Origin of the sequence: Shewanella maritima (genome assembly GCF_043643735.1) — a bacterium.
In the GTDB taxonomy this organism is placed as follows: domain Bacteria; phylum Pseudomonadota; class Gammaproteobacteria; order Enterobacterales; family Shewanellaceae; genus Shewanella; species Shewanella maritima_A.
Genome location: NZ_JBHZSM010000007.1, coordinates 59,762 through 85,414, shown reverse-complemented (window position 1 = coordinate 85,414; position 25,653 = coordinate 59,762). Strand labels below are relative to the sequence as shown.

At 41.2% G+C, this 25,653-nt stretch carries 22 protein-coding genes; 9 read left to right on the top strand and 13 right to left on the bottom strand.

Going from position 1 to position 25,653, the window contains the following annotated elements:
- Positions 1–68 precede the first annotated feature (68 nt).
- Complete coding sequence (locus tag ACHUGF_RS09670) at positions 69–1,364, top strand: tyrosine-type recombinase/integrase (RefSeq protein WP_282167103.1); 1,296 nt, start codon at positions 69–71, stop codon at positions 1,362–1,364.
- Entirely contained in the window at positions 1,361–2,086 is a 726-nt protein-coding gene (locus tag ACHUGF_RS09665; RefSeq protein ID WP_394130746.1) for a hypothetical protein, read from the top strand. The genes ACHUGF_RS09670 and ACHUGF_RS09665 overlap by 4 nt, the downstream gene beginning before the upstream one ends.
- 88 nt (positions 2,087–2,174) lie before the next feature.
- On the opposite strand, the gene ACHUGF_RS09660 is transcribed toward ACHUGF_RS09665, so the two are convergent.
- Both ACHUGF_RS09660 and ACHUGF_RS09655 read right to left on the bottom strand, forming a co-directional pair.
- Positions 2,175–2,588 carry a hypothetical protein gene (locus tag ACHUGF_RS09660; RefSeq protein WP_282167105.1) on the bottom strand — a complete coding sequence of 138 codons (414 nt, stop codon included), beginning with the start codon at positions 2,586–2,588 and terminating at the stop codon, positions 2,175–2,177.
- A complete protein-coding gene (locus ACHUGF_RS09655; RefSeq protein WP_282167106.1) occupies positions 2,585–3,139 on the bottom strand; it encodes a Panacea domain-containing protein in 555 nt (184 codons plus the stop codon). Before ACHUGF_RS09655 ends, ACHUGF_RS09660 begins: the two co-directional genes overlap by 4 nt.
- A 348-nt stretch (positions 3,140–3,487) precedes the next feature.
- Between ACHUGF_RS09655 and ACHUGF_RS09650 the strand changes: the two genes are divergently transcribed.
- The 4 genes from ACHUGF_RS09650 (at position 3,488) to ACHUGF_RS09635 (ending at position 7,167) form a co-directional block, all read left to right on the top strand.
- Entirely contained in the window at positions 3,488–3,724 is a 237-nt protein-coding gene (locus ACHUGF_RS09650; RefSeq protein WP_282167107.1) for an AlpA family phage regulatory protein, read from the top strand.
- Positions 3,725–4,227: 503 nt separating this feature from the next.
- Entirely contained in the window at positions 4,228–4,905 is a 678-nt protein-coding gene (locus ACHUGF_RS09645; RefSeq protein WP_463602287.1) for a YagK/YfjJ domain-containing protein, read from the top strand.
- 73 nt (positions 4,906–4,978) lie between these two features.
- Positions 4,979–5,683, top strand: coding sequence for a hypothetical protein (locus ACHUGF_RS09640; protein ID WP_394130743.1), 705 nt, complete (start codon positions 4,979–4,981; stop codon positions 5,681–5,683).
- On the top strand, positions 5,680–7,167 hold the full coding sequence (locus ACHUGF_RS09635; RefSeq protein WP_282167110.1) for a beta/alpha barrel domain-containing protein: 1,488 nt from the start codon (positions 5,680–5,682) through the stop codon (positions 7,165–7,167). The genes ACHUGF_RS09640 and ACHUGF_RS09635 overlap by 4 nt, the downstream gene beginning before the upstream one ends.
- A 98-nt stretch (positions 7,168–7,265) precedes the next feature.
- On the opposite strand, the gene ACHUGF_RS09630 is transcribed toward ACHUGF_RS09635, so the two are convergent.
- The 8 genes from ACHUGF_RS09630 to ACHUGF_RS09595 form a co-directional block, all read right to left on the bottom strand.
- Complete coding sequence (locus tag ACHUGF_RS09630) at positions 7,266–8,135, bottom strand: HNH endonuclease (protein WP_394130741.1); 870 nt, start codon at positions 8,133–8,135, stop codon at positions 7,266–7,268.
- Complete coding sequence (locus tag ACHUGF_RS09625; protein WP_394130739.1) at positions 8,135–9,730, bottom strand: AAA family ATPase; 1,596 nt, start codon at positions 9,728–9,730, stop codon at positions 8,135–8,137. Before ACHUGF_RS09625 ends, ACHUGF_RS09630 begins: the two co-directional genes overlap by 1 nt.
- Position 9,731: 1 nt before the next feature.
- Positions 9,732–12,794 carry a type I restriction endonuclease subunit R gene (locus tag ACHUGF_RS09620; protein ID WP_394130737.1) on the bottom strand — a complete coding sequence of 1,021 codons (3,063 nt, stop codon included), beginning with the start codon at positions 12,792–12,794 and terminating at the stop codon, positions 9,732–9,734.
- A 5-nt stretch (positions 12,795–12,799) separates the two neighbouring features.
- Entirely contained in the window at positions 12,800–13,936 is a 1,137-nt protein-coding gene (locus ACHUGF_RS09615; protein ID WP_394130736.1) for a restriction endonuclease subunit S, read from the bottom strand.
- A complete protein-coding gene (locus ACHUGF_RS09610) occupies positions 13,929–15,434 on the bottom strand; it encodes a type I restriction-modification system subunit M (RefSeq protein ID WP_394130734.1) in 1,506 nt (501 codons plus the stop codon). Before ACHUGF_RS09610 ends, ACHUGF_RS09615 begins: the two co-directional genes overlap by 8 nt.
- Entirely contained in the window at positions 15,431–16,309 is an 879-nt protein-coding gene (locus ACHUGF_RS09605; RefSeq protein WP_282167116.1) for a hypothetical protein, read from the bottom strand. The genes ACHUGF_RS09610 and ACHUGF_RS09605 overlap by 4 nt, the downstream gene beginning before the upstream one ends.
- Entirely contained in the window at positions 16,306–17,805 is a 1,500-nt protein-coding gene (locus ACHUGF_RS09600) for a type I restriction-modification system subunit M (RefSeq protein WP_394130732.1), read from the bottom strand. The genes ACHUGF_RS09605 and ACHUGF_RS09600 overlap by 4 nt, the downstream gene beginning before the upstream one ends.
- A gap of 108 nt (positions 17,806–17,913) precedes the next feature.
- Positions 17,914–18,351 (bottom strand): hypothetical protein, encoded by a 438-nt coding sequence (locus ACHUGF_RS09595; protein WP_394130730.1) that lies wholly within the window; start codon positions 18,349–18,351, stop codon positions 17,914–17,916.
- Positions 18,352–18,994: 643 nt separating this feature from the next.
- Here ACHUGF_RS09595 and ACHUGF_RS09590 point away from each other — a divergent pair.
- Positions 18,995–19,285 carry a helix-turn-helix domain-containing protein gene (locus tag ACHUGF_RS09590; protein WP_394130729.1) on the top strand — a complete coding sequence of 97 codons (291 nt, stop codon included), beginning with the start codon at positions 18,995–18,997 and terminating at the stop codon, positions 19,283–19,285.
- A gap of 3 nt (positions 19,286–19,288) precedes the next feature.
- Entirely contained in the window at positions 19,289–20,632 is a 1,344-nt protein-coding gene (locus ACHUGF_RS09585; protein ID WP_394130727.1) for a HipA domain-containing protein, read from the top strand.
- A 174-nt stretch (positions 20,633–20,806) separates the two neighbouring features.
- On the opposite strand, the gene ACHUGF_RS09580 is transcribed toward ACHUGF_RS09585, so the two are convergent.
- Together ACHUGF_RS09580 and ACHUGF_RS09575 are read right to left on the bottom strand one after the other, a co-directional pair.
- Positions 20,807–22,954, bottom strand: a complete 2,148-nt coding sequence (locus tag ACHUGF_RS09580) for a M3 family metallopeptidase (RefSeq protein WP_394130725.1) — start codon at positions 22,952–22,954, stop codon at positions 20,807–20,809.
- 75 nt (positions 22,955–23,029) lie between these two features.
- Positions 23,030–23,329 (bottom strand): hypothetical protein, encoded by a 300-nt coding sequence (locus ACHUGF_RS09575; protein WP_394130910.1) that lies wholly within the window; start codon positions 23,327–23,329, stop codon positions 23,030–23,032.
- Between the two features lie 263 nt (positions 23,330–23,592).
- Here ACHUGF_RS09575 and ACHUGF_RS09570 point away from each other — a divergent pair, with 263 nt between their 5' ends.
- Positions 23,593–24,663, top strand: a complete 1,071-nt coding sequence (locus ACHUGF_RS09570; RefSeq protein WP_394130723.1) for a diguanylate cyclase — start codon at positions 23,593–23,595, stop codon at positions 24,661–24,663.
- A gap of 2 nt (positions 24,664–24,665) precedes the next feature.
- Here ACHUGF_RS09570 and ACHUGF_RS09565 read toward each other — a convergent pair whose 3' ends face one another.
- Entirely contained in the window at positions 24,666–25,652 is a 987-nt protein-coding gene (locus ACHUGF_RS09565) for a helix-turn-helix domain-containing protein (protein ID WP_394130722.1), read from the bottom strand.
- Position 25,653: the final 1 nt, after the last annotated feature.

The window sequence follows — 25,653 nt, the reverse complement described above, 5'->3', positions numbered from 1 at the left end:
CGAAAATCTCAAAATAACTAAAAAATGACCAAAAAATCACAATTGGTCACCAATTTCGTGGTAACGCTATGAATGATAAGCAAATAAAAGCTTTTTTAAAAAGTGGGACTGTAGAAAGAAAAGCAATAGGGAACGGCTTGTATATTCGTTCTAGAGGGACAGGTATTGGCTACTGGGAGCTAAGGTACTCCATACATGGTAAACGCAGGAGTATGACTATAGATGGGGGGGCATACCCTCAAATGAGTCTTGCTGATGCAAAAATGGCTGCTGCGATACTTATCCATAAAGCTAAACAAGGAATTGACCCGCTAGCTGAGCGTGAAAGAGATAATGATGAAAAGCTCATTACTGTTGATGACTTGTTCGATGACTGGTATCTCCAGATATCAAAACGACTAAAGCACCCTGAAATACCTAAACGGCTGTACACCAAAGAGATTAAGCCAACAATCGGACGACTGAAAATCTCTGATGTAAATGCTCGAGATATTAGAGCAATCATTAGCAAAGTCGCAATAAGCAACCGTCAGACCGTATCGAATAAGACCCTATTTTGTTGCAAACGACTTTTTGATCATGCTTGTAAGCTGGACCTTATTTCTGCAAATCCAGCCAGCGCTTTTAAAGTAGGCGATGCTGGTGGTGTTGAATCTAGCAGGACCAGAAAACTTACATTTAATGAGCTTCAAACAACATTTAGAGTCTTACGTGAAAATGAGCATACCTTTACTAGAGATAACTATTTAGCAATCGCGTTATTAGTCAGCCTTGGTGCTCGCAAGGGAGAGCTTATTGCTGCCAAATGGGATGAATTTGATTTCAACAATTTGTTGTGGCACTTGCCAACTGAAAGAAGCAAAACAAAAGTCGCAATCACGATTCCTCTACCAGAGCTGATAGTCCCATGGTTTAAAGAGCTGCACGTTAAAGCCAACGGTTCAGCCTTTCTCTTCCCATCTAGAAGAATAAGCAAATCGAAAACAAATAAGCCTAAAGGGCACATATCAAGTGACACGCTCAACCATGCTTTAGCCAAACTATTTGGCAAAAAAGTAGATAGTGACAAAGAACCTAATGAAAACCACCTAGGTAATGCAGGCATTGAACATTTTGTTATTCATGATTTAAGGCGAACATGCCGAAGTCTATTAGCAGAGATCGGCGTGTCAAACGATATTGGAGAGAGATGTCTAAATCATAAGCGTAAACGCATTGAAGCGGTATATGACCAATATGACTACTTGAAGGAAAGGGCAGAAGCACTGAATAAGTTAGCTTCAATGATTGCTCCAATCGTCAACAATCAGTCCAACGTAACGCCTTTTACAAAACCAGTTCGCATTAGTGTAGGTAAAAAATGAGCTTCGACATAAATTTAGACTGTCAGATTTGGATAGACGATATAGCTAATCACTTAACAGATGGCGAGCTAAGCATAAGTAAAATCAATGAGCTCCGAGCGCTCCCACAAAAAGACCTTACACCAGAAGCCATCTGTACTCATGTAAAGTTATCACTAGAACATATTCAAACGAATCTAGGCATGAGTATCTCAGAAGCTGAAGAGCTTGAATCTCTCTCAAGTATTCAAACTAAAGCAGAGCACTTTAAGCAAGACATAGCACTTGTTAAAGCAAGTTTGCCTTCTGAGAGTCACCAGTTATTAGATAAAATACTACTAGGATTCGGTGTTCTCAATTATGAAATAGGTATACACAATACAGCTGCTCAAACTGAGCAAGCTATGAGTCGAGGAGTAAAATCAAAGAAGGACACTACGAAAGGTGGGTTAACAGTTAGAGATAAAAACAATCAATTTAGTGAAGTAACCATCAAAATAGCTCAAGACTTTTACCAATTGCCTGAACACCAAGCAGTAAAATACGGCCACGTTGCGAAAGCGGTTAAACAACTCATAAGAGTTCGAAAAAAGCACAGTGTTTCAGAGGGATTAATCAAGAGACAGATCCGAGAACATGTCCCTAAACAAGCTAAAGCTGGTGGACGCTCTAAACATGGAAGTATTAGCGAGGAGGAAGTGCTAAAGTTTATTACAAGTACCACATCAAATTTATCGTTTTAATTCAAAAAACTTACAATCACCATCCTATCAGTACGCTTTGCAGAGAAGCGTACTACAAACACTTTCCAATAAATGTGGCATTGTATGTTTATTCTTTCTTCTTACAATGCTTTTCATAAAACCTAAATGGTTTTGGCCTAACATCATCACTAATATCAAAACCGTCTAGAATGCGAACAAATGTTTCATCTGTACAATCCTCATGAACTTGAAATGTACCATCTGCAACATTACGTGCAATATTGTCAGCCCCGAAAATATCGGCTTTCAAGTAGTAGACAAAACTAGGATGAGTTATAAAAGGATGATCTCCAACGTCTAGCACACAAGAAGAGTCATATCCAATATCGTCTTTAATACTAGATATATTAACAACTAAAACTGATTCTTTTTGAGTTGGAGGGTAAAATACAGGATCAGAGCAAACAAAATGTAGATGATCCTTTGAGCCAGATGGAATTAAAATCGTCCCCCTGCTTACTGGATTATAACCATTTGTCATCTCAACGCCGCTCTGACTATATCTAACTGACTATCTTCTCTAAATTTAGCCAATAGTTGCGAAATCTGGCTTTCATCTTTTCCGACTGCACGTAGGATACTCTCAGGTTTTATCGGAAATGAGCTCCCATTTGGATCTGCCCATTCTTCACAATGGTCATGGGTATAGTTAACGATTTCAAATCTGCTCATATGCCCAAACTCAGCAAACACTTCACCGAGTATCCGCAATTCTGAACGGCTTAGTTCATCCAAGTCATCAACTGTAATAGTTTGCTCTAAAGATACTTCATAATTTTCTTCATCTTTAATGCAAGTTTGCCAATAACTAGGCTCACTCTGATGTCCGCGAATTAAGTCGTATGTTTGAGATAATACAGGGCCATGCGGCATAGAAACAAACCTATCACCACTCATTGAAGAACCCCACTTTGCTAAAGCCTTACGCTCTGCTAAGTACAGTAACTTCAATAGTTTGATGTAAGCAATTCTTCGACCACTCTCGATAAGAAAATAAGCAGCCATTTGGGTTACTCTTTCTTCAGAAAACATACTTTGCCTTTTTAACAGCTTAATTAATGTATTGATGTGAAAATGACGCTAGAACTAATTGAAGTACCATGACCGAATCACCTTCACGCATGAATCAATTATAGTTATAAATTTGAAACAATGAGGATGCATATTAACCTGACAATGCCAGGCTGTTCAAGACAAATAAGTGTTTTTACAACTAACAAATACAGCTACAAACAATTGTTCGACTTTCCTATAACACCAACTCCCCAACCGCTAGCGAAAATATAGTTTCGCTAGCGGTTGCTATTTTTCTTCCCAAAAAAACCATAGAAGATGCCCTCGAACTGAAAAGGTCAGTTATCCAATTAGTCGAGGTAAATTATGAGTAAAACAGCAGCTATCGCTACATTCGAAGATAGACTTGTCCGTGAGCAAGAGCGTAAGTCCATTACTGGAATATCAAGATCCACAGCTTGGACACTTGAACGTAAAAACCTTTTTCCTAAACGTCGGGAGCTGATCCCTGGAGGGGATGAAATAGCTTGGTCTTTAACGGAGCTTATGGAGTGGGTCCACTCTCGTAAAGTGATCAATCTTGGAGAGCATCATGCCAAGTAGGTCATCAGATCACGACCTAAAGCTTTTTATCGAAGACAGTCGAATTATAACTAAGCTAGAGCTACTACCGATCCTCAAGCAAAAGGTATCTAGCTCAATACTGAGTCGCCAGATCAAATCAGGAGAGTTCCCGGCCCCCACTGTAAAAAAGGGAAATGCTCATTGCTGGCTATTCAAAGATATTACAAAGCTCATTGAGCTTAAAAAATTACCAAGCTAACCAATTAGAGCGTACAACTAACACCCCGAGTTGTGCGCCCTATTTACTTGTCTAAATCAGCGATAAACAAGCTCAAACAAAAAAGCGGTATTTAAATAATATAAACCGCCACATAAATCTTATATGTAGTAAACCAATAGAGATAAAGCTCATGTCTTTTCTAATCACAAAACACAACTCCCTTCCTTATGTTTACAAAAATCATAGTTACCCAATCATCAAACCCAAGAGCAAAGGACACTTTAAAAGACCGTTAAAGAAGATATTCGAATTATGTGAAACCATGCTAGATCGCTATACAAAAGTGTTCGTGGTTCGATTCGATCTACACCCTACTGAGTTCTCTGGTTCGAATAAAGATATTGGCTTGTATTTACAAACCGAAAAGAAAAGGCTGCAAAAAGAGTATAAATGCAAAGCGGCCTATTTTTGTACCAGAGAGCAAGCCTCCTCACCGATACAGCACTACCACGCAGTGTTCATGCTAAGCGGCCAAAAAATTCAACATCCCAGCAGACTCCTAGACTTACTTGAAAAGTCCTGGACACGGTTTTGTGGAGGAAAATTAGCAAAGGTCCCCCGCTCCTACGGCACTATGGTTAAAGGTAACAAAGCTTCCATTGACCCAATTGTTTATCGTATTAGCTACTTAACCAAAGAGGACACTAAAGAGCTCAACGGAAGTGCAAGAAACTTCATTTGGAGCAGGCAAAAACCAAAGGTAAGTATAGATAAGCATAATGATCTGTTGCTTGTAGACCCACTAGTTACGTTCTTAAAAAATCACAAAAGACATGTCTTCTCAAAAACCAATGATGTAATGGGCAAAATCTATAAAAAGCCTAACCGAAAACATGGCTGGTTTTCTGAGGATGAATTACCAATATCGATTTATGACCTGATTAACTCAAGCATTCGAGCTCAAACCAAGACTGATAAAGCCTTTAACGGCGTCACCTAATGACATAAATATAACACTAACATCACGCAGAACGCTTCAAACTTAAAAAGTATGCAACTAAGGAGGTGGGAAAATGAAAAAAGCTAAAATGCCCAAAACAGCTAAACAAAACACTGACTACATCATTGCCCCCAAAACCCGGCGTTCACGGTTCCAAAGTAACAACAGCGCAGCTCTCGTTCATGGCGGTTTCTCTAGCAAGATAGCCAAGGAGTTACTTAGCTCAATCTTAGATAATGATCTTGGCTTTGAACTTGGGGTTTTAAAAGGGCAACTCTCTAATATTACCCTGCTAGGGCAAGAGGTAATAACGAGGTTAATCACTGAAGGGGAAGACTCTGTAGCGCTTAGTGTAGTGCTTTCTTGCGCAGATAGAACCGCAAAACTCGTCCCTCAAATCCACAAAGTACTTGATTCATCGTTTGCCCAAACGGAATCAACTCAAGTCATTAAGAGTCGCAATCGCTGGTTAAATAAACTCTATAAAGGAAAATGTTCAGCTAGTGATGTCGCATATCAATTTGAAGTCCACCAGCTAGGCGAATTACCTGACTACGTACAACAGATGCTATCTATCGAACTGTCTGCACAACAAACCAATACCGATCATGAAAACCTAAGTCGGGAACAAATATTTGAAAAACTCGAAGACTACAAAGTCACTATTGCTTCGGAAGAGGAGCAGATCAAACTGCGTCAGCTAGCAGTATCGAAAGAGAAGCAAAGAATTAATCAGCAGCTTTTTAGTTACTCTGAATCTAGCGAGGATGAAAATTGAAAAAGCTAAAAACGATCCTAGCAGATCCTCGCTATATAGAACTCTTAGCCATGTTCCAACAAGACTGGGTTAGCTTTGCCTCAGTATTAGTGGGGAAAAACCCTACCTGGCAACAAAGGCAGATTATCTCAGCAATTCAAAAGCAAGGTGCAAGAGTGTCGGTATCTAGCGGCCATGGAACAGGCAAAAGCGATATGACTAGCATTATCATCCTAGCCTTTATCATCTTAAACCCTGAAAGCAGAGTGGTAGTGGTTGCCAATAACGCAGCTCAAGTACGTAATGTCATTTGGAAGTACCTTAAAATCAACTTCAAAGCTCTCTGTCGCAACATTCCTTGGATAGAGCACTACTTCGATTTAAACGAACGAGAGTTCTACGCTATCGGTTACAAAGGTATATGGAGCTGCATTGCTAAATCTGCTCGTCAGGGTAATGAAGAAGCATTAGCTGGTGAACATTGTCATACATACCTAATAGTTGTTGATGAAGCTAGTGGTTTATCAGACAAAGCCCTAAACGTGTTGAGTTCAGCACTAACCGAAGCCAACAACAATATGTGTTTACTCAGTCAACCTACCCGAACATCTGGCTTCTTTTACGATACTCACCATAGGCTAGCTAAAACACCAGATAACCCTAGCGGGATCTGGGCGGCAATCACTTTAAACTCTGAAGAGTCACCGCTTGTAACACCCGAGTTTATTGGTGAAAAGCTAATTTCTTACGGTGGAGAAGATTCACCGGAGTACCAGATAAAGGTGTTAGGACAGTTCCCTGACAATATGGATGGTTACCTTCTTAGCAGAACCGATTGCGAACGTGCGGCAAGAAGCTCACCAACGCTAATTGATGGACAATGGGGCTGGGTTGCTGCGTGTGATGTCGGAAATGGTAGAGACAAATCAGTAATCAATATCTGCAAGGTATCGCTAGAACCTGCAAATACTCGGCTGGTGGTCTCTCATTCCATTATCGAAATGCGTGCAGACATAGATCCTATAGACTTTGCCCACGAGATAAAAAAGCACGTAGAGCCCTATGAAAGCCAAAATATCAGCATATTAATTGACGGTGATGGCGTTGGCTTCTCGACTGTCAAAATCGCCTTAGAACTCGGTTTAAACGTTCAAGAGGTCCGATGGGGAAAACCTGTCTTTAATCATAACGAGAAAAGCCGCTTCATCAACCAACGTGCATATAGTCATATCATGATGCGTGATGCGATAAAGACCGGACGGATGCAGATTGATGGTTCTGAACTCACCAAAAGCCAGATATCCCGCTTACCCGTTCACCTCAATGAATTAGGTCAATGGGTTGTGTGTGCAAAGAAGGAAATGCGAGAAAAACATAACATAAAATCCCCCGATAGATCTGACACCTATTGCTTCATGTTTTTGGCTAATCCAGAGCCCATATTTGCAAAAGTAACTGAGGCTGAATCTGAGCGAGAAGAGGCTGTAAATCAGTGGGCAAGTTAGAGCATTTCTAAAACTGAACGCGGTGAAACACCGCGCGCGTGCTTTAAATCATCTATAAAATCAAATTAGAAAGAATTTTAATATTGCCTCAAAATAAACTAATCTCCATTTAATAGTATTTGGCCTATAGCTTGATACATGCCTCTTCTCCAGTGATTAACAAAAGGTGCCTGAGCAATTACTGGTTCAATAAGTGCTTGCTTAATCTGATTGTCAGGGATATTTAGACTTTTCAGACTATTGATCTGAGTGAGGCAAGTTATTAATTCTTCTGCAGCTTTCGTAGCGTACCTAACAGCAAGATCGAAATCTTTAAAATGCGTGTGCACTCTTTTTTTTTCTTCAATGTCCCAGTTTTCTGGCGGGTTCACTGAATACACAAAAGTACCGGGCTCATCGTTTACACCTGGAGTATACGAAGCATAGATCCACTGTTCATTAAAAAACTTCAAGTCATCTAAATATGGTTGAATAACTTGCATACCTTTGCTTATAGCAAACCCTTGTCCCTTACCGTCCATATTACAATCACGGCATGAAGGCACTAAATTAATAGGCAAGACTGAAAAAAATGGGAAATGGGCTTTAGGTAAGTAGTGATCCAAATTCCGTGGTCTCCCAATCCCACCACAAAATGGACACTTTTCATCAGCAGCAAGCATCAATGAATTGTATATAGACCGACCGGGCTTCTTAGAGCCTACAAAATATGAATCATAAAGCTTAACTAATTCTGACTTAGTTAGATTGCCTAGCACTACTGGATCATCATTCTTACCACACTTCAAAGGTGCAAAAGTAAAAAGCTCCCCCGTTTGCCCTGAAGCAGAATATACTTGCTCGAAAGCTTCTAACGCATTTTTACTTTGGATAACCTTATTTTTTAAAACGTTATTACCCGTAATCCCATCACAACACTTATCGATAGAATTAAGAAAACTATGTTTAGGAGCTTTAAGTCGCATCATTACTTGCTAGCTCCATCTCGATGAGTAATTAACGCTTTTAATATTGATCGACCTTCAAACCCCAACTTATTCTTATACCCCTTTAATATGTCATCATAAGATCGTCCTTCTTGGACCAATTTAGACAACATGTTATAAAAACCTGACCTCACAACTTCTAAGCCAAATACCTCTTTAGTCAAAACTCCAACATTTTCACCAAAGCATTCAATAGTTGGACGAGTTGTACTTACATCTAATTCAATTCTATTAACCTTCCAAATACATGAGCTAGGAATCTCTTGAAGCACAACGGGGGAATGTGTCGCTATGATGGCTACCCCATTTTGCTCCTGACAAAGATCAGATAATGAACGAATAAATGCTGACAATAAAGGAGGATGCAAATGGCTTTCTGGCTCATCTAAAAGGACTAGAGTTTTTTCATCCACGGTTGCGACAAGCCTAGAAATGGTGAGTAATACAATGGCATGGCCAGAACTCATCTTTGACAAGAAATGCCTAATACTCTCCTTATACACTTTTTTAAAATGTTCAGAATCACTTTGTTCCGATAATGAATCTTTAACCTTTCGGAAAACTTCTTCTAAGCGAAGAAGCCTCATTGCCGCAAAATTATCATCAGATCCTAGATTTTCAATAGCCTTTATCCACCGAGCAGTTTTATCTTTATCGTAAAAACAATTCGTTAGCGAAATAACACAATCATCATGCAGCTCTGGAATTGTTCTTAAAGCCTCTTTACCTGACTTATCTTTCAAACCGATATAGAAATAACGAGGTCCCTTTGCAGGATCAGGCTGCTCCCTCGGCGGAACAAACGGGTCAAAAGCACTAAATGAAACAGAGACTAAACCGCTAAAATAATCTTTATCAATAGGGCTTTCCCCAAAAATACTGAGTTCAACAAACTCCGACAAAGTATTACCTGGTGATGTTATTGCCTCAATCATGCCATTAAGAATTGTTGTTTTTCCGACCCCATTTCGACCGATTAAGGCATGTATATTCGTAGAAGGAGGCTTAATCTTTGCTTCATCTTCAATATCTGCCTCCACCTTAAATTCAAGCTCAATACCTGATATCTTATCTTCAGCTGTCTTAATATACTTAAAGTGAAAATCCGTTAACTCTGCTTTCCTCTCTAATAAACGAGCATATTGGCCTTTAATAATTGAAACACTTGCGCTTCTCAATAATGAAGTACTAAAAACCTGTTCACCTCTAACTGAATCAATGTGCTCAGGCAAACAAACCAAGTCTTTCAGTGAAGACAAAATATTTTTTCTCATCGAACTTGGCAGTAATGCCATTCTCTTATAAAACTCCCCACTTTCGCCAAGAGAAAAGAACTTACCCGAAAGAGGTTTATCAAAACCATTACCAAGCTTCGTATAGGTTGGCGTATCTTCTGTTTGTCCTTTAAAGCCTATTTTTACATTGCCTATCTCATGATGAACTCCCTTTTCATCAAAAAGGGTCATATAGAACATAGTTACGAATGAAAAGTCATTCCAATGATCAATTCGTAAGTAAACCGTATCAGTTCCTGATGAAGGCTTGATCTCGTCCCTAGATAAAATTACAAATTTCATATCAATAATGCTCTTCAATATAGCTGTACGCCTTCGCGAATAGCTCTTTGTCTTTCCCTAAACCAAACTGTGCCAACGTTAGCAGCAACGCCTTTTGAATCTCTCTAGGGCCACTGTTAGACGTTTGCCAGCCTTTAAAGCGCTTGGCTTTTACTATCTTGTCTATCTGCTCTACCACATCACCAATAAGCTTTGGTGTGCTTTCAGGGCGGGTTTCTATAAACAATTTGGTTAACGCTTGTTTGTTGTCTTCTTGAGTGACAGGTGAATCACCCGTTTCACGTTCAGCTTGCACAGTGTCTTTTGCTGCATCCAGCAAGCCCTTCAACCAATCTATGGCCTTGATCACACCCGCTTCATAGTCTTGGCGAAGCTTTTCTAATCGTTCACCTAAAGCTACAAACTGAGGGTTGCCACTACCACGTAGACGACCCATTAGATCGATTTCTAACTGACTTGCCCGCTTCTCTTGCTCTTTTTCTGTCAGTGTAAAAATGGCGTGCTCATCCATAACCAGCTCATCGATATCATCGCGAATGCGATTAATGTCAGTATGCTCATGGATCATTTTAATTGTTTCTGGGCCTAGCGCTGCCCAAACAAGAGAGCCTGTTTGTCCTACAGGGCGAACTGATTCATAGATTTGAATTAGCCATTTATAATCAGCTCTGTAAGGCGTAAGGAAAGCATCTGGATTAATCGCAGACCAGAGCTTTGCTAATACACCAAAAGAGGCTGCAAACTCATCACGCTTTTCGTTAGTCGGTAAGCAAGCTTGCGCAGCCATAATGCCTTCAAAACCATCGATGGTTCTGTCGATGTTAGGGAAGAAGCTTAAACACTTGTCTAGCTGAGCTGGCAGTAGCTCCTTAAAGGCTTCAATACCTTCTACAACACCGTCGATTTCTTCAGGATCGTATGCGAGTGCGGTACGTAGATTTTCAAACACGCCAAGATAGTCAATGATAAGGCCCATTTGCTTGCTAACATTATCAGTTTCATACAAACGGTTAGTACGACACATTGCCTGCAACAAGGTATGGTCACGTAATGGCTTATCTAAGTACATGCAGTAACAGATAGGCGCATCGAATCCGGTCAACAGTTTTGCGGTCACAATCAGTAATTGCAGCGGCTGCTTTGGATCTTTGTAATCCTCGATCAAACTCTTCTGCTTTTGGTCGTAACCATCAATCTCTTGCCAGCGTTCAAAGTCTTCTTCTTTAATTGGCAGCTCAAGCTCTTGTTTCCACTTACGCCAGTCCTTGTTAACCTTACCTTTCTTACTTGCGTCTTCATCTTTGATCGGTGCTTGGTCGACGTTCATGACCACTTCTACCGCATCAAAACCTAGTTTTTTACCAAGTAAGTAATACATCTGAACACAAGCGTCTCGGTCATAGACCACAACCATGCCTTTCATCTGCTTTGGCTTTACATGGCTTGCAAAGTGGTTGGCAATATCTTCACTTACCGCCGCCATGCGCTTTGGCGCCTTCAACATAATCGCTAAGCGACCTGCACGTTTAGACAGTGCGGTTTTTTCCTCTTCATCAAGTCCATTTTCTTCAGCCATTTTATCAAAGGCTTCATCAATCGCTGCACGATCCACACGAAGCTCTGCCAAACGAGGCTCGAACTTCACCGCATTGGTCGCTTTATCACGAATGGACTGCTTATAGCTGTAACGGTTCATATAGCGCCCCTCATCCTCTTCGGCACCAAAGAGTTTGAAGGTATTACGGTCGATACCAGAAATAGGCGTACCTGTTAAACCATAGAAGTGAGCATGAGGCAGCGCCCAGCGCATTTTGTCGCCGAGGGAGCCCTCTTGAGTACGGTGCGCTTCATCCACCAGCACAATAATGTTGTCTCGACTGTTTAGGCCGTTTTCATTGCTCTCATCAATTTCAACATCTTTGAACTTGAAGACGGTGGTGATCAAAATGCCGCGACTATCTTGTTCTATATGCTCGCCAAGCTTTCTACAGCTTTGTACTTTGATGAGGTTTTTAACATCTGCCCCACCGAAGGTTTCATTGATTTGGCTATCAAGATCTCGACGATCAACCACAATTAACACTGTTGGGTTTTTCAATTTGTTATCCGCACGAAGCATGCGTGCGGCATAGAGCATAAGCAAAGACTTACCTGATCCTTGGAAGTGCCAGATAAGTCCTTTTTTCGGATAGCCATTTTTTACGCGCTCAACAATTTGCTTTGCGGCTTCAAATTGCGGATAACGAGGCAAAATTTTAATGCGTTTAGGTGGTGTGTTTTTACCAGTCTTCACTGTTGAAAAGAGTGCAAAAGACTCTAACATTTGCAGCAAGGTTTCTGGGTTCAACAAGCCTTCACAACTATCAAGTACGGTAGCTAAACTTGCTGGAATATCATCTCGCTGATCGGTTTGATGCCATGGCCCCCAATCTTTTACTCGGGCATTAATTGCACCATAAGCAAAGGTGCGGCCTTCAGAAGCAAAACACAGAAGGTTTGGCACGAAGAAGGGCTCAACATTTTTCCAATAGTACTTTTGGCCGCCTATGAAATCAGCAGCGCCATCTTGCCAGGTGACACTTGGACGGGTGGCTGATTTTACTTCCCCCACAACCAGCGGGATACCGTTCACGTAAAGAACGATATCGAAAAACACTTCTGTCGCGGCAATGAAGTGGACCTGCTGCGCCACAACAAAATGGTTGTTTTCAGGGCTGTCAAAGTCAATTAGCTTGATAGTGATGTGGTCGCCGTTCTCACCAAATGGTAGGCTTTTCTCTGCCATCAACCATTCATGAAAGTTCTCATTAGCTTTGACTAAGCCTGTGTGTTTCGCTTCTAACATCAAGCCACGAAGTTTGTAGATCACCTCATCGGCATAATCAGGATTTTTACCAATATCAGGGTTTAACGAACAAAGCGCGTCTTTAAGCCAGGTATCAACAAAGATATCGTGAGTTTGTTTAGGTAAGCTCTCACCATGGCAGTAATTCCACTTAACTCCGCTTAAGCCTTTTAAACGGTCAATAATTCCATTTTCTGTGACGGTTTGTTCGTTAAACAATTTATTTACTCCCAGAAATCGAATGCAGATAGCTTAAGCAATTGATTGTCGCGATAAGCTTCTAGTTGAAATCTAACTTCATTGAGACTTGATACTAAGCGTAATATTCTGTTTTCATTATTTTTGCTTGGTATAGGGATTTTAAAGGACTTGATGTCATCCAAATTTAGGCCAGGTTTACTTTGTCCATACTGTCTTTCAGCTATTTGTTTGTTACCAAGACCATTTCTTTGAAAGTAGAATCCAACTAAATCTGCGAGTTTCTTGTCATGAAGTCTAACTAGTGCAACATGTTGACTCACATACGTCTCTTTACCCAAGCTTTTGTAAACAGCAACATTACCAACATTATTTCCAGTGGCAGTAAAAACTAAGTCATTGTTCTCCAAGAGGGTTCTCTTGCCTTCAACTTTACTAGGAAGCTCTACAAATCGTTCCACTTCCGAAAAGTCTATATATCCATCCTTAATATTTTGACTTTGCATGAAAACTGAACCTGATGTTGATTCGTATTTTGCCCAGCCTCTTGAGCCTGTGGTAACTAAGCTGCTTACTTCTGCTAGGCTCACGCGGTTTTCGCACAGGCACTCAATTTCCTTATTAAGCGTCTTTAGTAATGCGTTGAATGATCCCACTAAATCACATTGCGTAGATTGATAGTCTTGTATCTTTTTCAATATACTTAGTGCCGACAACTGCTTTTCGATAGCAGGAATTGAAAGCTCTAACTCTGACAGCGCAGAGAATTTTGTCCTTGGTGACAAAGAACCCGAAGATGTCTTGACAGCCCAGTCCCAGAATACTCTGGACTGAACTATGAACGGAAGCAGATCTTTATGAACATTCGTACTGTTGTGCTCAAGTACAATAATGTCACCAGAGCAAATACCATCAAATTCAGCTATTGCTGCCTTTTTCAAATAAGGGCGACGCTTACCAAGCAAGATCTGGCCTTTTTTAAATACACGTGTAAAACTTGGGTTGTCCTCTGCGATCATCCCCCAGCGCTTGATCTTTAAAGTGTCAGAATCCAAGTGTTCCAAACCAATGTATCGTTCATAGCCATCTCCAATCGGGTCCTTGGTTGTTAGCTTTACTTCTTTGCAGATATCGCCAAATTTTACGGTCTGTTTATCAGTCATTCGTTTTCACCCCGTAACCTAACTGCGCGAGGCTCTCAAATAGTTCATTGGTTCGTTTTTTTAGCTGTACTCTGCTCATTTTCCATGACTCAATAGCATGTTCGATATCATGTACTTCCCCACTAGCCTTAGCTTTCACGTAAAGTGGGATAGATAAGTTGTATTGGTTTTCACTGATAGTGTCTAAATCAACCAGCGCAGTAATGTCACTTTGGTTGTCTGGTTTGAAATAAGCTTCACAAAGCACATCTAAATCATCATCAGATAAGCAGCTGTGGGCACGCTCACGGGTTACATGTTCTACACCATTGATAAACAGAATCTTGTTTTTACGCTCAACTGGCTTATTACAGTTGAGCACCACTACGCACGATTCCATCGGCGAGTTGTAGAACAGGTTTGGCCCAAGTCCTATCACCGCTTCAATGATGTCAGATTCAATTACCTGTTTACGAATTGCTTGCTCTGAGTCACGGAACAGAACACCGTGAGGCCAAAGCATGGCCGCACGGCCAGTATCGGGTTTTAAGCTTTTGATGATATGGGTATAGAAGCCGTAATCTGCACAACCTTGTGGTGGCACGCCGTACATATTGCGCCCATACGGGTCAGCTGCAAACTTTTCACGGTTCCACTTTTTGATCGAATACGGAGGGTTAGCGAAAATAACATCAAATTGTTTAAGCTGATCATTCTCAATAAACTTAGGGTCACCTAAGGTATCACCACGCATAACATCGAACTCTTCAATGTCGTGTAGGAACATGTTCATACGTGCAATGGCAGAAGTTAGCAGATTCACTTCTTGACCGTACAAATGAACACCGCGCCACTGCTGTCCGTTGGTTGAAGACTCCTCCCCTTGCGCACGTAAATCCATTACCGCATTAAGAAGCATTCCACCTGTACCACAAGTTGGATCATACGCACTCTCGCCAGGCTTAAGCTTCATGATACGGGTCATTAAATGCACTACAGTACGATTGGTATAGAACTCGGCAGCCGTATGGCCTGAGTCATCCGCAAATTTTTTGATCAAGTATTCGTAAGCCTCACCCAAATCATCTTGAGCGACAGACTTAATGCCTAGCGGGATTTTACTGAAATGCTGAATAAGGTCCGATAGCAAGTGATCAGGCAAACGCTCTTTGTTGGTCCACTGCGCATCACCAAATACACCGTGCAAACGCTCATTCTTTGCTTCAATCAAACGCAGCGCATTTTGAATCGCTTCACCAATGTCTTTGCTGGTGTTGCGCACTTTCTCCCAGCTCGCTTCTTCTGGAATATCGAATCGGTGATACATCGACATCGCTGCATATTCGGCATCACCTTCGTGCAGCTCTAGCGCTTCGTTATACTCTTCTAGATATACATCCGATAGGCGCTTAAAGAACAGCAGTGGAAATACGTACTGCTTGTAATCAGACGCATCAATTTGCCCACGCAGGAACTCGGCAGCGCCCCACAGTAGGTCTTCTAGTTTGTTTTTGTTCATTGTGTGCGATATTCCAAGTATTCAAGGCCTTCAAGCCAGAAATTGATGTATTTGTCCTTGCAAAAAGGTCCTGTTTCACTAGCAATAAAAACTAGCCTTGGTTTTTTATCCAATAGCCCATTTAGCTTTTTCTCTTGAAATAGTCGGTAAGATGTCTCTTCTATCAAACTATTAGGAATGAAAAACGAAGGACGTACAACATTTTCGTCATGCTCTAGCCTATTTGCAAAAACGACTGAATAGCCAGCTTCATGCTTATTGAACCATGCTTTGCCAAAGTAGATTCTGAACTCATCAGCAAAGCTTTCTATCTTTTGCCCATCAATTTCAACGAACAACTCTTGAATTGGCATAGTACCAATTTCAGGCAATTGCACTAAGATGCTTTCTTCGCTCAAAAATGAATCAACCATGGATGAAAGTACTTTCGAAGCTTGCTTTTTCCTTTTGCCCTCTTCTCCATCACTTTCACGTATCGGTCGTCCTTTAGTGATAAACTCATCTTCCGACACGCCGTCTTTTTCAACAGGTCTCTTCGTGCTGTGAGGACGCAAGTTCAACCTAACTGCATTTGAAATATATTCATCAGTCTCAGAATAATCGGAATATTTAGATTTCTTTCTCTTAACACCAGAAAGATCTTTTCCTATCAAACATCGTTCGGAATGCACCTCAACGACTTTGTAGTAAGGCTCTACTTTTCTTTTTTCTTTTGGTCTATCCAAATTGGCGCACGTTACCGCTGCATGGCAGTTGTCATCAGGACATTCAAATGCGAACTTGGATGTAATTTTACCTTCACGATATTTAAGATCTGCTTCTACAGGAGAAATGTTTCGTTGCAGCTCAATTGAATAGGATTTTTCTAACTTCATATTTCAAAACCTTCCTTGATCAACAAAGCTTCAAGCTCCTGTTCAGCCGTTTCTAAGGCTACTAGCTTTTGCAGGAAGTCTTTCAACGTTTCTTCTACGGTAATGGTTTCTTCTTCTAGCGGCTTTTGTACATAACGAGCGATGTTCAAGTTGAAATCGTTCTCTTCTATCTCGCTATGTGGCACCCAACGTGCAACACCTTCAATGTCGTCTGCCTTGGGGCCTTTGGTACGCATCTTCTGATAGATGTCGTAAATCTCATCAGCTTGAGGCTCTGACAAGGTGTTTTGCGCTCGGCCTTTAGTAAAGATCTCTTCCGCATTCACAATCAGCACATGGTCTTTATGCTCTTCTGGTCTTACTTTACGCAATACGAGAATACAAGCAGGGATGCCTGTACCGTAGAACAGGTTTGAAGCCACACCGATTACCGCCACGATGCGGTTTTCTTTTAATAGCTTGGTTCTGATTTTACCTTCAGCACCACCACGGAAAAGCACACCATGTGGCAGCACTACCGCCATGCGTCCTTCATCGTTCAATGAAGCAAACATGTGCTGCACCCAGGCGAAATCACCGTTGGTTTTTGGTGCTAGGCCAAAGCTTGCTCGGCCATAAGGATCACTTGTCCAATAATCATGTCCCCACTCTTTTAAGCTGAATGGTGGGTTAGCGATTACGCAGTCAAAATCTTCTAGTCGGTCATTTTTCAGGAACTTAGGATCACGAAGTGTATCACCACGAACAATTTCAAAGTCTTCTTGCCCATGTAGGAACAAGTTCATTCGAGCAATCGCTTCCGTAGTCAGGTTCTTCTCTTGACCTTTGATTTTAAGAAGACGTGGGTCGCCGCCACTTTCTTTTACATGGTGGATGGTTTCAAGCAGCATACCGCCTGTACCACAAGCCGGGTCATAAACACTTTCATTAGCTTGTGGGTCTAGGATATTAACCATAAGACGAACAATGGTACGCGGTGTATAGAACTCACCTGCTTTCTTGTTTGCTTTATCAGCAAAGCGCTTGATGAGGTATTCGTAAGCACGACCCATATCATCATTACGCACACTCGATACGCCAAGGTTAACCTTGTTGAAGTGGTTAAGTAGTGTCGATAGCAGTTCGTCTGATAGACGTTCTTTATTGGTCCAACTCGCGTCACCAAAAATGCCATGTAGCTGTGGGTTTTCTAGCTCAATGCCACGGAATGAATCTTTTAGGGCTTGGCCAATATCCTTGGTTTCTGCAAACACATCTTTCCAATGACAGTTAGCTGGAATTTGGATGCGGTGAAACATATCGCCTTTCGCAAGGTTTTCGTCCCCAACTTGCTCCATCGCCTCTTCGAACTCTTCATCGTAAACATCACAGATACGCTTAAAGAATAGGATTGGGAAGATGTAGGTTTTGTAGTCTGAAGCGTCAATTGGACCCGTAATGATGTGGGCCGCATGCCAAAGATGTGCTTCTAAATCTTTGAGTGTAATGAGAGTCATGTAAATCCAAGTAAACTAAAGTGCTTTATCTACTTGGAGCTTACACTATTTATGTATAAAAATAAGCGACTTTGTTTATAGTCGCTCTTGAATGTTTGGCAATAAACTTTATCTCCAATTGAAAAAATTGCTCTCTAGATTTCGATTTCCAATTAGATCTTCTAGAGCAAATTTTTCTTGTTCTCCTAACACCTGAAAATAGCTTAATGTACTGAAAGTTTTGGGAAATAAACCGCTATGTTCTAAGAAAGTTAAAATTACTATAGATGTTCCCTCTGAGACACCGGAAAACTCCCACTCAGACATTAACTGCTCAAAACTATTGTATTTAGACAATAGTCTTTTATCTTGTTCGAGCTTATGCATTAATCCTACGATAAGCTTGAGATTAAAATCAGAAACTAGCCTGCCTTTGGTTAACTCATCATCTACAGCAGATACTGAGCCTATTTTCAATTCTTCGATTTGAGACTGACTAATCTCTTCTGACACTGTACTAATTTCACCAATAAACTTTCCTAAGTTAATTTTCATTTTTTCATGCATTATAAAGCCTAACTGTCTTGAGGTTGACCAAAGCTGCCAATAGCGACAGCAAATAATAATTACACAATATATGACTAGCTAATTAAGTTCTTGTAAATCAAAAATGTATTCTCAGTTTTGTGAGCCGTCACTGGAAAATCGACAATACCTTCAAGCCAACTGGTGACCATTATGGTGACCATGAGGTGCAGGGCATTGATACAGAAAGGGTTAACACTCTGTATTTGTTGTATTTTTGAAATCTACTTTATATTCAGATCCAGAATATAGAGTAAATCTGAGTTGGCTTGGAAGGATCAATTGAGAATTGACTAAAGCCCAGAAATACTGGGCTTTTTTTATGAGCACGTAATAGGGTCTATAAGTTTACTCTGACCCCATTTGTTCATTTGTTTCAAAAATCCGTTCAGATATATTTCATCACTACGCATAGCCCAGTTGCTAAAGTAAAGGAGGCCCCTTTCGACCAACCCTTCCAACAATAGTTCACTACTACCGCGGCCAATATTCACTCGTAATAGTGAATATAGGGTGTCTTATGATTACTACCTCATCTATTCACTAATAATGGTGAATATTCCTTGCTAAAGTTACTTCTAATAATATAATCACTACTAGTGGTGAATTATTGGGTGCTGTCAATATGGCTAATCGAGTTAAAGTTTCAGACATGCCTAGCTCTGCACACATAGAAGATGCGGAAGTACTAGGTAAGCTAATTAAAGCAAAACGAACAAAGTTGAATATGAAACTGGCAGACTGCGCAGCACTATGTGGAGTTGGTATAAATACGCTATCACGTATTGAAAACGGTAATGCAAATTGTACTTTGTCCGCAGTATTTTCGGTTTTACGAGGGTTAGGGATAAAGCTAACAACAAAAGAGCTATTAACTCCGAACGCTAATTCTATAGCTGATAACGAGTGGGTCTAACTGATGACTGATAAATTAGATGCCTACAGCCTCAATGTAAAATTTGCAGAAAAGGTTATCGGTGAACTATCACTGAACAAAGAAACTGGCTTACCCAAACTAGAATACAATGATGATTGGCAACAAAATGGTTTTGCCATATCTCCAAACCTAACGCTTGATAATAATCACGATAACGCTGTTGCATATAACTTTCTTGATAATGCCTTACCAGAAGGAGAAGCGCGATTACTCCTTGCAGAAAGGGCTGGAGTTTCAGAAAAGAATGTTTTCTCACAAATACGTGAAATCGGCGGAGATCTTTCAGGGGCAGTCACCTTTACGACTAACAGCATTGAACATAGTGTAAATGAAGCTGATGAACCTGCTTTCAGATTACTCACTGAAGATGAACTTGAAAGTAGACTAGATACTAAAGAAAACATAGGTTTATTAACGTGGGATGACAAGCCTAGGCTCAGTGTGGCTGGGGTTCAGGATAAGCTTAACGTCTTTATAAATGAAAATGGCGAGATTGGCTTTGGTGATGGAACGCTATGCTCTACGCATATCTTAAAATTTGAAAAGAAAAATTGTCTGAATTTAGTTCTCAACGAATATTTTTGTATGAAGCTATCCGCAGCAGTTGGCTTACCTACTGCTAAAGTCGAGTTCATTCGGTTTGGAAAACATCCAGCGCTTATTGTTCAGCGCTTTGATAGAAAATATGTCTCAAAGGAAAAACAAGTGTATAGGAGACACGTCATTGATGGATGCCAAGCTTTGAACTTGCCTAGGGATTTTAAATACGAAAGAAATTTGGGTGATAACCGAGATGTACAACATATTAGAGATGGCGCTAGCCTCCCTAAATTATTTGAGTTTAGTAAATCAATGTCTTCCCCTGCTGAAAGTGCACAATGGCTAATCAACTGGCAGTTATTCAACTTAATCATTAGTAATTATGATAGTCATGGAAAAAACGTATCACTATTTTGGGGTAAGGAAAAAAGTAGTTTCACTCCTGCTTATGACCTCGTAAATATCGCAATGTTTTCTGAATTTAAGCATGTGTTAGCTATGGCAATGGGAGATGAGTTTGACCCTAATGATGTCAATGCCTATCAGCTAGCTGATTTTGCCGAAACTTGTGCAATAGATAAAAAATTACTGGCAAGAATACTTTTTAATTTAACCAAAAAAGTGCTGGCTACTTTAGCTGAAGAATCCTTTATTCAAGACCTAGTTAAGACCAATGACTTTTCAGTAGAAGAGCAAGTATACATGGGTCAATTGAAAGACAATATTGTATCAAGAGCACAACATTTAAACTCTCAAACCTCAATGATCTCAACAATAGAAGTGTAATGCGCACTTTTACCCGTTTTTAGTAGGTATCTGTCGATGATTGAGAATATCCGGTCTGTAGCTAACTCACCAAAACAAAGCCCAAGCTATTTAGCTTGGGCTTTTTTCTTCGCGTGGGGAATAAGTCATTCCCCACACTATTTAAGCAATATCAAATCGCTTAATTCTAAGCTGTTATTTCAAACCGCGACGTTCAAGTAGGCCGTCAGTGGTTGGCGCTTGGCCACGGAAGTTTTGGTACGCTTCCATTGGTGGTACAGAGTTACCGACTTCACGGATGGTTTTGCGGAACTTCATACCAATTTCACGGTTTAGACCGCCTTGGGTTTGCACGTAAGCAAATGCATCAGCTGCCAAGATTTCACTCCACATATAAGCGTAGTAACTTGCCGAGTATCCTCCTGGGAAGGCATGGGCGAAGTAGCTTGATTTATAACGTGGTGGCACCGCGGCAATATCAACGCCGTGCTTTTTCAGTGCGTCAGCTTCAAACTGTTTTACATCCTGTAAAGGCGCGTCAGCTGGTAGTGTGTGCCATTCTAAATCAACCAATGCTGCTGCCATGTACTCTAGGGTGTCAAAGCCTTGGTTAAAGCTGCGTGACTCAAGTAGTTTCTGCAGTAAATCTTCTGGGATCACTTCACCTGTTTCGTAGTGTTTGGCGTAGCTTGCTAACACTTCAGGGTGGGCTGCCCAATCTTCTTCAAACGTCGATGGGAATTCAACAAAGTCACGTGAAACAGCGGTACCCGCTAGGCTTGGGTATTTCACTTTCGAGAACATGCCGTGCGTACCGTGACCCATTTCGTGGAACATGGTGGTGACTTCATCGTAGCTCACAAAGGTAGGCTCACCTTCAGGAGCTTTCTTAATGTTCATCACATTCACCACAACTGGTTTTTGGTTAAGCAGCTGTGATTGACCGACGAACGAGCTCATCCATGCGCCACCACGTTTACCTTCGCGGGCAAAGTAGTCGGCGTAGAAAATGGCCATTGATGTGCCATCTTCATCAAACATTTCGTAGGCTTTTACGTCTTCATGGTAAACCGGTAAATCTGGGCGTGGTTTTAAGGTGACACCGTAAAGTTTCTCTAGGGTGAAGAATACGCCGTCTTCCAGTACACGGTTGAACTCGAAGTAAGGTTTGATTGAGTTAGCATCAAGGTCATATTTTGCATGACGGACTTTCTCAGCGTAGTAAGCCCAATCCCATGGTTGTAGAGTAAAATCACCGCCAGTTTGGTTGATCATCGCTTGGATGTCAGCCGCTTCTTTTTCGGTGTTCTTCACTACTGCTGGCACCATAGAGCCAAACATGTCATATACCGCTTGTGGTGTTTTGGCCATTTGTGGTGCTAGGCGATACTCCGCCCAATTATTGAAACCTAATAGTTCAGCGCGTTCGGCGCGAAGCTGAGCTAAACGTGCTACTAGCGATGCTGTTTCATTTTCACCCTCTAGACCACGGTTAGCTGAGGCTTGCCATACTTGTTGGCGAAGCTCGCGGTTTTCAAGTTTGCTTAACACAGGTTGGCGTGTGGTGTTGGTGATGTTAAGTAGGTACTTACCATCATGGCCTGCTGCTGTTGCATCTGCTTTGGCGGCGCGGACTTCGCTGTCAGATAAACCGGCAAGCTGGTCAACAGAGTCGACCACTACTGCACTTGATTTAGTCAGCTTGAGTAAGCGCTGACTAAATTCGTTGGTTAGCTTTGATTGCTCTTCATTTAATAAACGAATTTTTGCTTTTTGCGTTTCAGTTAATTTAGCGCCAGCAAGTACAAAGCGTTGGTGGTATACCTCGATGAGGCGAACTTCTTCAGCTGTGAGTCCTAAATCAGTACGTTGCTGATATAGCGAGTCAATGCGTTTAAATAGCTTTTCATTTAAGTGAATGTTGTCGTTATGCGCGGCTCTTTTCGGGGCCATTTCACTTTGGATTTTACGAATGGTGGCATTACTATTCGAGCTAGTTAAATTATAAAATACCGCTGAAACGCGATTTAATAGCTCGCCACTTTGCTCCATTTTTACAATGGTATTAGCGAATGTTGGTGATTCAGGGTTGTTAGCTATTTCCAACACCTGTTGATAATGCTGCTGCATGCCTAGCGTTAACGCTGGCTTAAAGTGCTCGTCTTTGATTTTGGTAAAATCAGGTGTTTGATACTGTAGGGTGCTGGCTACGGCAAATGGGTTTTGACTGTCTAGTACAGCTTGGGCAGCAACGTTAGCATTTTCAGTGTTTGAATTACTTAACGAACAGCCTGTGATTGCAATTGTTGCGGCTATCGATACTGCAAGTAATGTTTTGCGCATGTAAAAAATTCCCTTAATTGTTGTATGGCTTTTATTGTTATCAATGCAAGGTATCAATATTCTATTAATTATGTCTTAAACACATGCTTGGCATGTTAGGTATGTCGCATTTTTAGGGATGTTTTTTGCATTTAATGTGTATAAATGTTTCCCACAACCCAAAAGCGGTGAAATACGCGCTGCCGCTTTTAAACTGTCGACTTTTACCGCTAAGTAATCAAACAATGTCGGCCTATCCATTTCACTGAGCACATCGGCTGAGGCCGACTTTGACACACCGGGTTGAACGCTTTTCCCTAACGCAGCATCGACAATGCCACGATCATGCCTCTCCAATATTGCGCCGTATTGATAAGCCGCGTGGCAGCTCATCACGTTACCTGCCAATCAATGGCTTAGGGAATTGGTTGAAAGTAGTGTACAGCGTGTTTATAGCAATACGACTGATGGCAAAACTTTGAGAGAATAAAGCGAAACAAAACTGAAATTCATCTAGAAATAGGCTGTAAAAGCCAATGACTTTCTTATTTTATTGAAGCAGAGTAGATCGATGTAAATTCAACCAATGGCGTAAAATGATAAATTAAAGTCTGATTTTGCGGCAGTATGCTCTGCTTGAAGATGAATAGGGGTTGAGTATGAGCATACCGAATGTGAAAACAACACAGTTAATTGGGTTCAGTTTGAGTGTTGGTTTGGTGAGCGGCTTAATATTTTGGGTACTAAAAGCGCCGGTATTCCATTATATGCCGGCTGTTGTCGCAGCATTAACCTCGGCAATTGTAGTTGTGTTGCTTAGGCATTATCAATGTATTAGCCGCAAATACAATTTGTCATTAGCCATACTCAATAGTGACACCGCAGTGGCCTGTCTTGATAATCAACTCACGATTAAACAAGCGAATGCTAAGCTTTCATCAATTATTGGCTATGACAAAGCACAATTGATGGGCAAGCGAATTACGGGTCTACCTTTTGTGATACTCAAGCATAAACTTTATGCCATTGCGCAATCAATTGCTAAGCAGGAGCATTGGCGCGGTGAGGTAGCTTGTGTGAGTGCTAATGGTCAGCGCTTAACGCTGAGTGTATTAGTCAAGCAGTTGCATAATAGTTTGTCTCAACCAGATGGTTACATGGTGACCTTTACCGATATCTCGGAATATAAGCGTCGTGAGTTATACCTTAAAACCTTAACGGAAACCGATCCGCTTACCGGTTGCAGTAATCGCCGTAGTTTTGATAGAGCGATTGTACAACAGTTAAGTCAGGTTAAGCGCGCGCAAGATTATCATACTAGTTTAGCGATTATTGATATTGACCATTTTAAACAAATTAACGACCAACAAGGCCATGAACAAGGCGACAAGGTGCTAGTTTTATTGTCAAAACTACTTAAGGAAAACTTACGTGACTCCGACTCTATTAGCCGAATAGGTGGAGAAGAGTTCGCGTTATTGATGCCAGGCACCAACCTTGTTCAAGCTGCTGATGTAGTGGTGCGCTTAAAGCGTATTATTGCCGATGCTCCCAACTTATCGATTATTGTCAGCATTGGTATCTCTGAGTTGGATCACAGTGTTAATTCAGCCATGCGTTTAGCGGATGAAGCTTTATACTGCGCTAAAGGTTCTGGACGAAATAGAGCGTTTAGCGTATCTCAAACAAAGGGCATTCAGTGTTGTGAAAGCCTTAGTGCTGCAGCATAACATTAACCTGATAAGCCCCGTTGATATGCCTTTGGTGTGAGCCCTGAAGCGCGTTTAAAGGCACGCGAAAAATGAGATATATCGGCGTAACCTAATTGATTTGCAATATAAGTAATTGAATGTGCTTGCGCCATCATGTCGCACGCTACGGTAAACATTAAACTGTCTTTTAATTGTCTAAATGACGTTTGCTCTTGTTTCAATTTGCGCTGCAAGCTGCGTACAGACATGTCCATCAGTTCGGCAACATCTTCAATAGTAAGATTCTTTTCACGGATAAACGGCAGTAGTAGTTCAAACAAAGTGTCGGTAAAACTGGAATGCCACTCGTTATCTTGTGAATCAGATGATGCGATAGAAGGCTCCAGTATAATTGGCAATGCAAGCTCTTTATCATTGATAAGCGTGGCAGTACATTGTTGCTCGATAAAATATTGGCAATGCGCAGGGAATATCTCAGGTAAAATCCCCAGTTCTTTGCCTACCAGCTTTATTTTATGTGGCTGCCACTCTTGATCAGTCAATGCGCTGATCAGCTCGACCATGTACACCAGAATAAACATTTCCTGTAAATGAAAGTCGCGACGTTCTCCTAAAATGGGATAGCGGCAAAACCAATATTGATTGTGTTCTTGTTTAAAGTGCACCTTGCTACCCGGCGTATCACGGGTAAACACCTCATTAACCAGCAGCAATGCTTCTTTTAACGTTGCACACTCTGCAAAGCTCGGTAATACCTTAGGAACGATGTGCTGCTTTAACGTCCCGCGTAATAATGTGGCGAGCTTTTTAGCGCCTAACTCGTCGGATACCAACTGCAATAATTGTTTGATAGGCTTGGGCGGCACATAGTTACTGTCTTGAGTAAACATATCCGCCGGTAAACCACATTGTTCAAGCAGCTCATGTATATTTAAACCACTGTCGGCAAATACTTGCACTAATGTTCGGGCATATTGAGTTTGGAATGTAGGTAGTTGTTTAGCCAAA

What these genes read in the sequence shown, in the direction of transcription:
- ACHUGF_RS09645 (WP_463602287.1), top strand. Translation starts at nt 4,228, where the DNA reads ATGCTAGATCGCTATACAAAAGTGTTCGTGGTTCGATTCGATCTACAC.
- ACHUGF_RS09590 (WP_394130729.1), top strand. Translation starts at nt 18,995, where the DNA reads ATGGCTAATCGAGTTAAAGTTTCAGACATGCCTAGCTCTGCACACATA.
- ACHUGF_RS09600 (WP_394130732.1), bottom strand. Translation starts at nt 17,805, where the DNA reads ATGACTCTCATTACACTCAAAGATTTAGAAGCACATCTTTGGCATGCG.
- ACHUGF_RS09580 (WP_394130725.1), bottom strand. Translation starts at nt 22,954, where the DNA reads ATGCGCAAAACATTACTTGCAGTATCGATAGCCGCAACAATTGCAATC.
- ACHUGF_RS09610 (WP_394130734.1), bottom strand. Translation starts at nt 15,434, where the DNA reads ATGAACAAAAACAAACTAGAAGACCTACTGTGGGGCGCTGCCGAGTTC.
- ACHUGF_RS09655 (WP_282167106.1), bottom strand. Translation starts at nt 3,139, where the DNA reads ATGTTTTCTGAAGAAAGAGTAACCCAAATGGCTGCTTATTTTCTTATC.
- ACHUGF_RS09665 (WP_394130746.1), top strand. Translation starts at nt 1,361, where the DNA reads ATGAGCTTCGACATAAATTTAGACTGTCAGATTTGGATAGACGATATA.
- ACHUGF_RS09650 (WP_282167107.1), top strand. Translation starts at nt 3,488, where the DNA reads ATGAGTAAAACAGCAGCTATCGCTACATTCGAAGATAGACTTGTCCGT.
- ACHUGF_RS09660 (WP_282167105.1), bottom strand. Translation starts at nt 2,588, where the DNA reads ATGACAAATGGTTATAATCCAGTAAGCAGGGGGACGATTTTAATTCCA.
- ACHUGF_RS09605 (WP_282167116.1), bottom strand. Translation starts at nt 16,309, where the DNA reads ATGAAGTTAGAAAAATCCTATTCAATTGAGCTGCAACGAAACATTTCT.
- ACHUGF_RS09585 (WP_394130727.1), top strand. Translation starts at nt 19,289, where the DNA reads ATGACTGATAAATTAGATGCCTACAGCCTCAATGTAAAATTTGCAGAA.
- ACHUGF_RS09595 (WP_394130730.1), bottom strand. Translation starts at nt 18,351, where the DNA reads ATGCATGAAAAAATGAAAATTAACTTAGGAAAGTTTATTGGTGAAATT.
- ACHUGF_RS09615 (WP_394130736.1), bottom strand. Translation starts at nt 13,936, where the DNA reads ATGACTGATAAACAGACCGTAAAATTTGGCGATATCTGCAAAGAAGTA.
- ACHUGF_RS09625 (WP_394130739.1), bottom strand. Translation starts at nt 9,730, where the DNA reads ATGAAATTTGTAATTTTATCTAGGGACGAGATCAAGCCTTCATCAGGA.
- ACHUGF_RS09670 (WP_282167103.1), top strand. Translation starts at nt 69, where the DNA reads ATGAATGATAAGCAAATAAAAGCTTTTTTAAAAAGTGGGACTGTAGAA.
- ACHUGF_RS09570 (WP_394130723.1), top strand. Translation starts at nt 23,593, where the DNA reads ATGAGCATACCGAATGTGAAAACAACACAGTTAATTGGGTTCAGTTTG.
- ACHUGF_RS09640 (WP_394130743.1), top strand. Translation starts at nt 4,979, where the DNA reads ATGAAAAAAGCTAAAATGCCCAAAACAGCTAAACAAAACACTGACTAC.
- ACHUGF_RS09630 (WP_394130741.1), bottom strand. Translation starts at nt 8,135, where the DNA reads ATGATGCGACTTAAAGCTCCTAAACATAGTTTTCTTAATTCTATCGAT.